10 protein-coding genes and 1 pseudogene are annotated in these 10,573 nt (G+C 69.7%); 6 read left to right on the forward strand and 5 right to left on the reverse strand.

Annotation, left to right across the window (positions count from 1 at the left end):
* From BZL64_RS25250 to BZL64_RS25265, 4 genes and pseudogenes are all read left to right on the forward strand, one after another.
* Nucleotides 1-205: pseudogene (locus BZL64_RS25250) on the forward strand (intradiol ring-cleavage dioxygenase); the annotation flags it as partial.
* Nucleotides 206-557: 352 nt separating this feature from the next.
* Nucleotides 558-1,289, forward strand: coding sequence for a methyltransferase domain-containing protein (locus BZL64_RS25255; protein ID WP_086771493.1), 732 nt, complete (start codon nt 558-560; stop codon nt 1,287-1,289).
* Nucleotides 1,286-2,281 (forward strand): UbiA family prenyltransferase, encoded by a 996-nt coding sequence (locus tag BZL64_RS25260; protein ID WP_143663309.1) that lies wholly within the window; start codon nt 1,286-1,288, stop codon nt 2,279-2,281. Before BZL64_RS25255 ends, BZL64_RS25260 begins: the two co-directional genes overlap by 4 nt.
* On the forward strand, nt 2,278-3,627 hold the full coding sequence (locus tag BZL64_RS25265; RefSeq protein ID WP_086771495.1) for an FAD-dependent oxidoreductase: 1,350 nt from the start codon (nt 2,278-2,280) through the stop codon (nt 3,625-3,627). Before BZL64_RS25260 ends, BZL64_RS25265 begins: the two co-directional genes overlap by 4 nt.
* 44 nt (nt 3,628-3,671) lie before the next feature.
* Here the strand turns inward: BZL64_RS25265 and BZL64_RS25270 are convergent, their stop codons facing one another.
* Entirely contained in the window at nt 3,672-4,043 is a 372-nt protein-coding gene (locus tag BZL64_RS25270) for a winged helix-turn-helix transcriptional regulator (protein WP_086771496.1), read from the reverse strand.
* 81 nt (nt 4,044-4,124) lie between these two features.
* Between BZL64_RS25270 and BZL64_RS25275 the strand changes: the two genes are divergently transcribed.
* Nucleotides 4,125-5,036, forward strand: a complete 912-nt coding sequence (locus tag BZL64_RS25275; protein ID WP_086771497.1) for an NAD(P)-dependent oxidoreductase — start codon at nt 4,125-4,127, stop codon at nt 5,034-5,036.
* Between the two features lie 182 nt (nt 5,037-5,218).
* Here the strand turns inward: BZL64_RS25275 and BZL64_RS25285 are convergent, their stop codons facing one another.
* On the reverse strand, nt 5,219-5,869 hold the full coding sequence (locus BZL64_RS25285; RefSeq protein ID WP_086771499.1) for a DUF4360 domain-containing protein: 651 nt from the start codon (nt 5,867-5,869) through the stop codon (nt 5,219-5,221).
* A gap of 559 nt (nt 5,870-6,428) precedes the next feature.
* On the opposite strand from BZL64_RS25285, the gene chvE reads away from it, so the two are divergent.
* Complete coding sequence (chvE, locus tag BZL64_RS25290; RefSeq protein ID WP_086771500.1) at nt 6,429-7,517, forward strand: multiple monosaccharide ABC transporter substrate-binding protein; 1,089 nt, start codon at nt 6,429-6,431, stop codon at nt 7,515-7,517.
* Nucleotides 7,518-7,529: 12 nt separating this feature from the next.
* On the opposite strand, the gene BZL64_RS25295 is transcribed toward chvE, so the two are convergent.
* From BZL64_RS25295 to BZL64_RS25305, 3 genes are all read right to left on the reverse strand, one after another.
* Nucleotides 7,530-7,991: an RrF2 family transcriptional regulator gene (locus BZL64_RS25295; RefSeq protein WP_086771501.1), complete on the reverse strand. Its 462-nt coding sequence runs from the start codon at nt 7,989-7,991 to the stop codon at nt 7,530-7,532.
* Between the two features lie 34 nt (nt 7,992-8,025).
* A complete protein-coding gene (arfA, locus tag BZL64_RS25300) occupies nt 8,026-9,540 on the reverse strand; it encodes an arabinosylfuranosidase ArfA (RefSeq protein WP_086771502.1) in 1,515 nt (504 codons plus the stop codon).
* 77 nt (nt 9,541-9,617) lie between these two features.
* Nucleotides 9,618-10,565, reverse strand: a complete 948-nt coding sequence (locus BZL64_RS25305; protein WP_086771503.1) for an arabinan endo-1,5-alpha-L-arabinosidase — start codon at nt 10,563-10,565, stop codon at nt 9,618-9,620.
* Nucleotides 10,566-10,573: the final 8 nt, after the last annotated feature.

The following is a 10,573-nucleotide window of genomic DNA, read 5'->3' on the forward strand; positions in this document are numbered from 1 at the left end:
CCACACCGGCCAGCTGTTCTTCGACGAGAAGGTCACGGACGCGGTCGCCCGGGTCACCCCGTACTCGACGAACTCGGTCACCCGCACCACCCTCGCCCAGGACTCCATCTACGACGAGGGCGGCGCCACCTCGGGCCTCCTCACCCTCAGCGGCACGGCGTCCACGGGCTACACGGGAACCCTCACCCTGGGCGTCGATCGCTGACCTCCGCACCGGGCGCCGGGGGGCCGGAGGGCCCTCGGCGGACGCTGATCCGCGAATACAGGCCGGCGATCCGCCGGGGCGACGGCGCGTCTCCGGCCGGGATCTGCACAGGGCCCGGCTTGTCGGGGGCTCGGCGGCAGCAACCGCTCCGGCGGAACGGCGGGACCGCTGATCCTCGTCGCCGGCCGTGGTCCGCCGACGTGAAGGTTGCCGCACATTCTGTGGGTAACCCGGACCGGTCAAGATCGTTGAGCCCCGCGTGGCCACGACGATGCGGTACACGCCCGTCGTCGGCGTGCGGCGTGGCAGACGTGAGACCGCCGAACCCTCCTCGTTCCCTAAGGAAACCTCCATGGCAATTCCCCATGCGTCGTCGCTCGTTGATTCCCCCGCTCCTCCTCCTGACGGTGAAGCTCTCTTCGACGTCGGGCTGCGGCTGGTGGAGCGGCACGACGGCGGGCGGGAGGCGCGGGAGTTCGACATGCTGGGGTTGCGGTGGGATCTCGTTCCGCGGGTCTTCGCTCCGGTCCACACCGATTCCACCGAACTGTTCACCGGGTGGCTGCCCTTCCCCGTGAGCGGAAGCTTTCTGGAGGTGGGTTGCGGCGCGGGGGTCACGGCGGTGATGGCTGCGCTGGCCGGGTGCGCGCGGGTCACCGCGCTGGACATCAATCCCGAGGCCGTGCGCAACACGGCACTGAACGCGGTGCGCCACGGCGTGGCCGACCGGGTGCGGGTGCTGCACAGCGACCTGTACGACGCCCTCGCGCCCGGGGAGCGGTTCGACGTCGTGTTCTGGAACTCCAACGTCATCCACGCGCCCGAGGAGTTCGTCTACACGCGTCCCATGCAGTACGCCATCTTCGACCGGAGTTACGCGACGCACGACCGGTATCTGCGCGACGGGCTGACGCGGCTGACCCCGTCCGGCCGGCTGTTCCTGGGGTTCAACAGTCTCGGTGACGCCGAGCGGCTGCACTCGCTGGCCGCCGAGTCCGGTGCCCGGATCACCGAACGGGAACGGACGATCCGCCGGGCCGGCGATGTCCCGGTCACGTTCCAGCTGCTCGAGGTCGCCGCGTGACCGTCACTCAGGCACCGGCACCGGCTGACGCCCCGCCCAGGCCGCGGCCGAAAGCCGTCAGTTACCTCAGGCTCGGCAAGGCCCGGATGTACCACTACGTCTACGGCTGGGCGCTGGGCGTGCTGCTCCTGCGGGCGGACGGTCTCGTGAGCGGCGGCCGTACGTCGCTCACCCTGGTCCTCATGCTGGCCGGGACGCTGGCCATCCAGTGGAGCGCGTCGGCCGCCGACGACGTCAGCGGTTTCCTGAACGGCAGTGACGTCCAGAACTACGCGGGCCGGCCACCGGTGACGAGGGTGCGGAAGCCTCTGCTGACCGGTGCGCTGACCGTTTCGGAGGCGGTTCGGTTCGCCGTTGTCACGTGGGTCGCCGGAATGCTCGCGATCGCGCTTTCTGCCGGCTTTCTGGAGTGGCGGGTGCCTGGGCCGGCCCTGGTCGTCGCGCTCGGTGTGCCGGTCCTCGCCGTCCAGTACTCGTGCGGCCTCAAGCTGAGTTACCGCCCGCTGGGGCTGGAGACGACGATCTTCTTCACCGGCGCCTACACCGTGGTCGCGCCCTACTGGTTCGTCGCCGGACGGGTCAGTCGCGAGGCGCTCCTCGTGGGTGCGCTGGTCGGGCTGTGGCTGCTGCTCGTCGTGTCGTACGGAAACGCCTCCGACCGGGCGGGAGACGCCGCCGTCCTTCGCCGCACCCTGGCCGTCATCCTGCGGCCCCCGTGGTTCTCCGTGGTCGTCCATCTGCTGGTCGCGGCCCATGCGGTGCTCCTCGTGCTGCTGTTCACCACCACACGGCTGAGCCAGGCTCTCCTGGTGGTCGGTGCGCCGGTGGCCGCGCTGCAACTCGCCCAGCTGTACTACGGGATGCACCGGGGCGAGTTGCGCAAGGCACGCTTCCTGGTGTTGATCTCCATCGATCTCGGGTTCGCCGGCCTCGCTACCGCGCTTCTCGCGGGATCCCCTGGGAGCGCTGGGCTCGCGGAGATCACGCCATGACACGCCAACCCCTCGGTGACCGGGCCGTGGTGCTCGGAGGGAGCATCGCCGGGACGTTCGCGGCCAGGGTGCTCTCGGAGGTCTACCGGGAAGTCGTCGTCGTGGACCGCGATCAGGTGATCAACGTGAGCGATCCGCGGCGCGGCACTCCGCAGGGCGGTCATGCCCACGGGCTGCACGCCCGCGGCTGCCAGATCCTGGAGGAACTGTTTCCCACTCTGCTCGACGACATGCGGCTCGCGGAACTTCCGGTGGGTGACCTGGGCGAGCAGCGCTGGTACTTCAACGCCCGGCGGTTCCGGCCCAAGCGGACCGGCCTGTCGTCCGTGACGGCACGGCGCCCCGTGCTCGAGGAGTACTTCCGCGCCAAGGTGGCCGCACTGCCCAACGTCACCTTCCTCGAACGGACCGAACTGCTCGGCCTCCTGTCCACACCGGACGGCGGACGGGTGACCGGGGTCCGGCTGCGTCCGACGGCGGCGGCAGGCGACGCCGAGGACGCGTTCGAGCTGTACGCCGATCTACTCGTCGACGCCACCGGCCGCGGATCGCGCACGCCGGTGTGGCTGGAGGAGTTGGGGTACGAGCGGCCCGCCGAGCAGCGGATGACGATCGGCCTGGCCTACACGACGCGGCTCTACCGCAGCCGCCCGGAGATGCTCGACGGCACGCAGTTCATCAACTCGATCGCCTCGCGCGAGTCTCCGAGGGGCGGGTTCTTCGGCCAGGTCGACCGCGACACGTGCATCCTGTCGCTGACCGGTATGCACGGGGACCACGCGCCGACCGATCCCGACGGATTCCTCGCCTTCGCCAGGTCCCTGCCCATCACCGACATCTACGACCGGATCCGCGACGCCGAGCCGCTCACGGAACCGGTTTCCATCCGTTTCCCGGCGAGCGTGCGCCGGTACTACGAACGTCTCTCCCGCCTCCCCGAGCGACTGCTCGTGCTCGGCGACGCGGTGTGCAGTCTCAACCCGAACTACAGCCAGGGCATGACCGTCGCGGCCATGGAGGTGATGGCGCTGCGCGCACATCTGGCACGGGGCACCCCGAGCAGCGTGCCCTTCATGCGGGATGTCGGGCGGATCGTCGACAGGCCGTGGTTCCTCTCCACGACAAGCGATCTCAAATACGCCGGGGCGAAGGGTCCTCGCCCACTCACCGCCCGCGTGGGAAACGCGTACGTGACCCGGCTGCACCGCGCGGCCGCCCGGGACCCCGCCGTCACGGACGCGCTGATGCGCGTCGCCGGGCTCGTCGACGGACCGGCCGCGCTCACCCACCCACGCGTTGTCCTCGGCGCGCTCCGGCGTCAGGGGGCCCGCGTCAGCACCCGGTGAGCCACCGAGGGGCCGCCGGCCAGGCGCCGGCTCTCCGTGCGCCCCTACCCTTGCGGGATCTCCGCCGGTGTCACTTCGAGGCCCTCGCGACGCAAGCGGTCATTTCCCCAGGCGCCGAGCGGGCCGAGCGCCTCGTTGAGCGTGTGTCCGTGCTCGGTCAGGGAGTACTCCACCCGTGGGGGCACCTCGGCGTAGACCTTCCGGTGCACCAGTCCGTCCGCCTCCATCTCACGCAGATGCTGGGTCAGCATCTTCTCGCTCACTCCGGACAGAGCCCGGCGCAACTCCGCGAAACGACGCACGGAATGGGTGTCGAGCTCCCACAGGATCAGCCCCTTCCACTTGCCGCTGACCACATCGAGCCCCGCGTCGATGCCGCAGATGTAGGGCCCGCTTCTCGGCGACTTCGCCCTCACCGATCCCCCTTACGAAAAGGTAAGTACCGCAGAAAATAGTAGGTACTTCCGAGGTTAGCGGCCTTGATCGAGCATGAACGGGTGAACGAACGACAGAACCACACCACCAGGCAGAACAGCCCCGTCACCGTGATCGGTCTCGGCCCGATGGGCCAGGCGATGACCCGCACCCTCCTCACCGCCGGCCACCCGGTCACCGTCTGGAACCGCACCGCGGGCCGGGCCGACGGCCTCGTCGCCGACGGAGCGACGCTCGCGGCGACTCCCGCCGAGGCGGTCGAAGCGAGTGATCTCGTGATCCTCAGCCTCACCGACTACCGGGCGATGTACGACATCCTCGACGGCGCCACCGCCTCACTCGCCGGCCGGACGCTGGTCAACCTCAGCTCCGACACCCCCGAACGCACCCGTGAGGCGGCGACCTGGGCGGCCGGCCACGACGCCGCCTTCCTCACCGGCGGTGTCATGGCCCCCGCCCCGATGGTCGGCACCGAGGCGGCCCACATCTACTACAGCGGTCCCCACGAGGTGATGGAGAGGCACCGGGCGACGCTGGCGCCGCTCGGCACCCCCAGGCACCTGGGCCAGGATCCCGGCCTCGCCCAGCTGATGTACCAGGCCCAGCTCACGGTGTTCCTCACCACCCTGTCCGCGCTCATGCACGCCACCGCGATGCTCGGCACCACAGGGATGAAGGCCGCGGAAGCGCTGCCGGAGCTGCTCTCCTCCGCCGACTCGATCGGCGCCATGCTGAGGGCGGGCGAAGAGACCCCCGGCGCCGCGCTGGACGCCGGAGAGCACCCCGGCGACCTCAGCACGGTCGCCATGATGGGTGCGACCGCCGACCACATCGTCGAGACCAGCACGGCGATCGGTCTCGACCTCGCGCTCCCCCTCGCCGTGCAGGCCCACTACCGGCGCGCGATCGAGAACGGACACGGCCGGGACAACTGGACCCGCATCATCGACAGCATCCGGGAAGCTGCCCGCTGACGGTCAGGCACCAACTCTTCGCGCGATCCCTGGCCAGCCGGGTACGTCCACCTCCGCGCGCACCGTCTTTCCCGGCGGCGGGTCACGGTCCAGCACCTCCCGGCCGCCTGGGCCCAGTTCGTCGCGCGCGCGGGGGCGTGACCGCGGGGCCGCCCGCGAGGTGCGCGGGCGGCCCCTGCCTTCTACTTGCCCGGACACTCCTTCCAGGCCATGTGGTACACCGTGCTGATGTCGCCGTCGGTCGAGTCCATGGTCATGAAGCTGACCCGGCCCGGTGCGGAGCTGCCCGCGTTGACCCGTAGCTCGGTGTTGATGTTGAAGTTGCGCTGGACTCCGCAGGGCGCCCACACGAGCTGCGCCCAGTCGGTGTTGTCGGTGGCCTGCCAGTTGTCGTTGTAGGCGCCGGAGATCGGGTGGTTCTTGTACACCGTGCTCGACGAGCCCTGGAAGTAGTACGAGGCCCGCTGTACGGCGCTGGCGCCCGGCTGGAGCAGGGCGAAGCCCCGGTAGTCGGCGCTGGCGATGGCGTACGTGAAGCCTTGCGGGACGTGGACGACCAGGTTGAGCTGGCAGTTCTTGCGGAACGCCGTGGGGTCGGAGTTGCCGCCCGCCTGGGCGAGGTAGTCGCTGTAGGTGACGGTGAAGGCGGTGTTGTCCTCGGAGACGGCGATGGCGGCGGTGCCGGCCGGGCAGCCGGAGCCGTTCACCGTGGCGATGTTGATGACGATCTTGTCCGGGGGCGGGTCGACGAACCCCGAGGACGGGTTGTGCGCGGGTATGGCCGAGGTGATGAGAGCGGCGACAGCACCGCTCAGAAGGAGCCCACCTGTCATGGTCTCTCCCTGGGTCGGGGGGTGGCTGCGCCCGAGGGGTCGGCACACCAACTCTGTGAAGAATCAATGGAGTTGATGTGAAGCCTCGGGGGCGTTCGCATCGTAGGGAGGCCATCCGGGCCCGGCCAGGCCGGACTTCGGCCATTCACCCCGCCCTGATCACTCCGGCACTCCGGTATCCCTGAGTAACCCTTTTCTCCCCTCGCCCCAACTGCCCTCTGTAATCAATCCTGTTCGACCCGTTGACACTCTTCACACTCCCTCCTAAGGTCACGCCATCATTCCGACCATGTGACGAGATTTCGAACAACGGAGGGCAAGCGCTTACCGGGGCACCGGAAGCAGCGCTCACGTGGCCGGAACACCGTGGCCCGGCCCGACGTACCCACAGGTCCACGGGCCGGCACAGGCATCACGAGCGTCGACGAGACCCGGATGCCAGGCCGCACCGCCGCACCTGTCCCCACTTCGTTCAGTCCGACACGCCCGGTATCCCCCTGGTACGACACCGGCGCGTCGGGACCCCCCTCAACGACGAGAAGAACAAGGAACGATCACCATGCGCACTCGAAGAGCCGCCCTGGGCACCATCGCCGGAGCCGTCTCCCTCGCCCTCACCCTCTCCGCCTGCGGCGAGACCAGCGAGAGCGGCTCCGGCTCAACGGACGGCACCATCGGGATCGCCATGCCGACCCGCGCATCCGAGCGCTGGCTCACCGACGGCAAGAGCGTCGTCAAGGACCTGGAGACCAAGGGGTACAAGACCAAGCTGGTCTACGGCGACGACGACCCGAAAGCGCAGGTCGCTCAGGTCGGAGACCTGATCGAGCAGGGCGTGGACGCGCTGATCATCGCGGCCATCGACAACAAGTCGCTGAACGGCGTGCTCCAGAAGGCCGCCGACGCGGACATCCCGGTGATCTCCTACGACCGGCTCATCCTCGGCTCCGCGAACGTGGACTACTACGTCTCCTTCGACAACGAGCAGGTCGGCCGCCAGCAGGCCCGCTTCATCATCGAGAAGCTCGGCCTGGAGGACGGCAAGGGCCCGTTCAACATCGAGCTGTTCGCCGGGTCTCCCGACGACAACAACACCAGGTACTTCTACGACGGTTCGATGCACCTGCTCCAGCCGTACCTGGACAGCAAGCAGCTGGTCGTGCGGTCCGGCGAGACCTCGCTCGACAAGGTCACCACGCTGCGCTGGGACGGGGCGACCGCGCAGAAGCGTATGAGCCGCATCCTGTCCAAGTCGTACAACGGCAAGACGGTCGACGCGATCCTCTCGCCGTACGACGGCATCTCCCTGGGTGTCCTGGCCGCGGTCAAGGAATACGGTTACGGCCCGGACGGCAAGGACCTCCCGATCGTCACAGGCCAGGACGCCGAACTGGCCTCGGTGAAGTCGATCATCGCGGGAGAGCAGTCGCAGACCGTCTACAAGGACCTCCGCGAACTCGCCACGGTCGCCGCCAACATGGCCGACGACCTGCTCAAGGGCAGGACGCCGAGGATCAACAACAGAAGGGGCTACAAGAACGGCGTCAAGGACGTGCCCGCCTACCTGCTCCAGCCGGCGAGCGTCGACAAGTCCAACTACAGCTACGTTCTGGCCGGTTACTACACCCCCGAGCAGCTCAAGCAGTAGCGCCCGGAGGCCTCAGGGGTTCTCCCAGGCCGCCGGTTCCGCCGCCAGGTCGCGGACCGGGGCCGGGAGGGCGTCCGCGGCGATGTCGGCCACCGTGACGCCCTCAAGGATCTTGCGGACGTTGGCGCGCAGCGCGATCCACAGCGGCAGCAGGGGCTGCGCCGTGCCCGTGTACGTCAGTCCGGTCGGGCGTTCGCCGCGCACGGAGACGATCGGGCCGTCGACCGCGCGGATCACGTCGGCGACGGTGATCCGCGCGGGGTCGCGGGCGAGCCGGTAGCCGCCGCCTCCGCCGCGACGGCTCTCGACGATGCCGCCGCGCCGGAGGTCACCCAGGATCCCTTCCAGGAACTTGTGCGGGATGCCCTGAGCGGCGGAGATCGTCTCCGCCTTCACCGGGTCGCCGCCGCCCTGCCGTACGGCCAGTTCCAGTACCGCCCGCACCGCGTAGTCCGCCCGTGCCGAGATCCTCATACGGACATTGTGGGGGCAGGCGGCACCCTCCGGTTCAGGCCAGCCTGATCACGTTCCAGGACAGCGGTTCCAGCGTCGCCGTCAGTGTCCCGTCCGTGACCGCCGTACCGTCCACCGCGTGCGGGGCGACCCGCTCGGGGTCCTCCAGCGTGTTGCGGGCGTCCGGGTCGGCGTCGGCGAGCGCGCTGTGCTCGACCAGCCGCGTGACCCCGAGCCCGGCCACGGCCACCTCCAGGGGCAGCGCCTCGCCGCGGCTCCGGTTGACCGCGAAGACCGTCACCGAACCGTCCTGCGCGCGGACGGCGGTGGCGTGCAGCAGGTCCGCCTCGCCGTACTTCTGCGTCGGGTACGTCGGTGAGTCCACCCGGACGTCGAGCACCTCGCCCCGCCCGTACCGGGACGCCTGAGCGAACGGGAAGAACGTCGTCTGCCGCCACGCCGCGCCGCCCGGCTCGGTCATGATCGGCGCGATGACGTTGACCAGCTGGGCCAGACAGGCGACGGCGACGCGGTCGGCGTGCCGCAGCAGGGCGATGAGGAGCGAGCCGAAGACGACCGCGTCCATGACGCTGTAGCTGTCCTCCAGCAGGCGCGGGGCCTCAGGCCAGTCGTCCTGCGCGAACGTCGTCGCCTGCTCCTGCCAGCGGGACATGTACCAGACGTTCCACTCGTCGAAGGAGAGGTTGATCTTCTTCTTCGACTTCAGGCGGGCGCCGACGTGGTCGCAGGTGGCGACCACGTTCTCGATGAAGGACTCCATGTCGACGGCGGAGGCGAGGAAGGAGTCCACATCGCCGTCGAGTGGCTCGTAGTAGGCGTGCAGGGAGATGTGGTCGACCAGGTCGTACGTCTCCTGCAGAACCGTCGCCTCCCACTCGGCGAACGTCTCCATCGACTGGCCCGAGCTGCCGCAGGCGACGAGTTCCACGCCGGGGTCCTGCTGGCGCATCGCGCGGGCGGTCTCGGCGGCGATCCGGCCGTACTCCTGCGCCGTCTTGTGGCCGGTCTGCCAGGGGCCGTCCATCTCGTTGCCGAGGCACCACAGCCGGATGCCGAAGGGATCCTTGTCGCCGTGGGAGGCGCGCAGGTCCGAAAGCGCCGTGCCGGAGGGGTGGTTGGCGTACTCCAGGAGTTCGAGGGCCTCGGCCACACCGCGGGTGCCGAGGTTGACCGCCATCATCGGCTCGGCCTGCGGGCCGACCTTCTTCAGGAAGGCGATGTACTCGGAGAGGCCGAACCGGTTGGTCTCCGTCGAGTGCCAGGCCAGGTCGAGCCGGCGCGGGCGGCTCTCCGCCGGGCCGACGGAGTCCTCCCACTTGTAGCCCGAGACGAAGTTGCCGCCGGGGTATCGGATGGCCGTCACGCCGAGTTCGCGGACCAGGTCGAGGACGTCCTGCCGCAGGCCCGCCTCGTCGGCGGTGGCGTGGCCGGGCTCGTGGATACCGGTGTAGACACAGCGGCCGAGGTGCTCCACGAAGGAGCCGAACAGGCGGGGGTCGACCTGGCCGACGGTGAAGGCGGGGTCGAGGGTGAAGCGGGCGGTGCGCATCTTTTCCTTCCGAGGGGGTGCGGTGCGTCTGCGAGGGGTTCGGGGACCCGCGGGCCGGTCCCGTGGGCTCCGCGTTCTCAGGACACCCGGGGCCAGCCGTTCTTCGTCCAGACCAGCCGGTTGAGCCCGAGCTTGGGCGTGCCCTCGTCCTGGGCGTCGTAGTAGTGGTACGCCAGCCAGTCCTGGCCCCGGTCGCGGAAGACCGACTGGCCACCCGTGCCGACGTACCTGCCGTGGCCCTCCAGGAGCAGGTCGCCGCCGCCCTCCAGCATCGGCGTGCCCGTGCTGTCCACGTACGGGCCGGTGATCGTCGTGGACCTGCCGACCTTGATCTTGTACGTGGAGTTCACGCCGGCGCAGCACGCGTCGTACGAGGCGAAGAGGTAGTAGTGGCGGCCGTGCCGGACGATGTACGGGCCCTCCACCGCGTACGGCAGGTCGGGGCGGGTGGCCAGGTGGCGGACGGTGATGTCCGGCGCGCTCGGCTTGCCGGTCCGCCGGTCCAGTTCGATCAGGCGGATGCCGGACCAGTACGAGCCGAAGGACATCCACAGCCTGCCGTCGGCCTCGACGAGGGCCGGGTCGATGGCGTTCCAGGTGTCGGTGGTCTCGGAGGTGAAGACCTTGCCCTGGTCGGTCCAGGTGCCGGGCAGGCCGGACGGGGAGGTGGCCACGCCGATCGCGGAGTGGTTGGTGCCCCAGGAGGAGACGGCGTAGTAGAGCCAGTAGCGGCCGGCTCGGTAGGAGATGTCGGGCGCCCAGGGGTCGCCGGTGTCGTTGTACTCGTACCACCAGCTCGGGGGCTCGGCGAAGGCGTTGCCGGCGTCGTCCCACTGCCTGCCGTCCTTCGAGAGGCGGGCGCCGATGACGCCGCCGGTCGAATAGGCCGCGTAGCCGCCCGAGTCGAGGCGGATGACGGTGGGGTCGTGGATGATCCGCTGGCCGGTCACGGGGCGCGGGTCGGGGTAGCTGTCCGCGGCCTGGGCGGCGTGGGGCAGCAGGGCCATGAGGGCCGCCGTGGCCACGGCGGTGA

This window comes from Streptomyces bobili (assembly GCF_002154575.1).
In the GTDB taxonomy this organism is placed as follows: Bacteria; Actinomycetota; Actinomycetes; order Streptomycetales; family Streptomycetaceae; genus Streptomyces; species Streptomyces bobili.

What these genes read in the sequence shown, in the direction of transcription:
- BZL64_RS25255 (WP_086771493.1), top strand. Translation starts at nt 558, where the DNA reads ATGGCAATTCCCCATGCGTCGTCGCTCGTTGATTCCCCCGCTCCTCCT.
- BZL64_RS25265 (WP_086771495.1), top strand. Translation starts at nt 2,278, where the DNA reads ATGACACGCCAACCCCTCGGTGACCGGGCCGTGGTGCTCGGAGGGAGC.
- BZL64_RS25285 (WP_086771499.1), bottom strand. Translation starts at nt 5,869, where the DNA reads ATGACAGGTGGGCTCCTTCTGAGCGGTGCTGTCGCCGCTCTCATCACC.
- chvE (WP_086771500.1), top strand. Translation starts at nt 6,429, where the DNA reads ATGCGCACTCGAAGAGCCGCCCTGGGCACCATCGCCGGAGCCGTCTCC.
- BZL64_RS25295 (WP_086771501.1), bottom strand. Translation starts at nt 7,991, where the DNA reads ATGAGGATCTCGGCACGGGCGGACTACGCGGTGCGGGCGGTACTGGAA.
- arfA (WP_086771502.1), bottom strand. Translation starts at nt 9,540, where the DNA reads ATGCGCACCGCCCGCTTCACCCTCGACCCCGCCTTCACCGTCGGCCAG.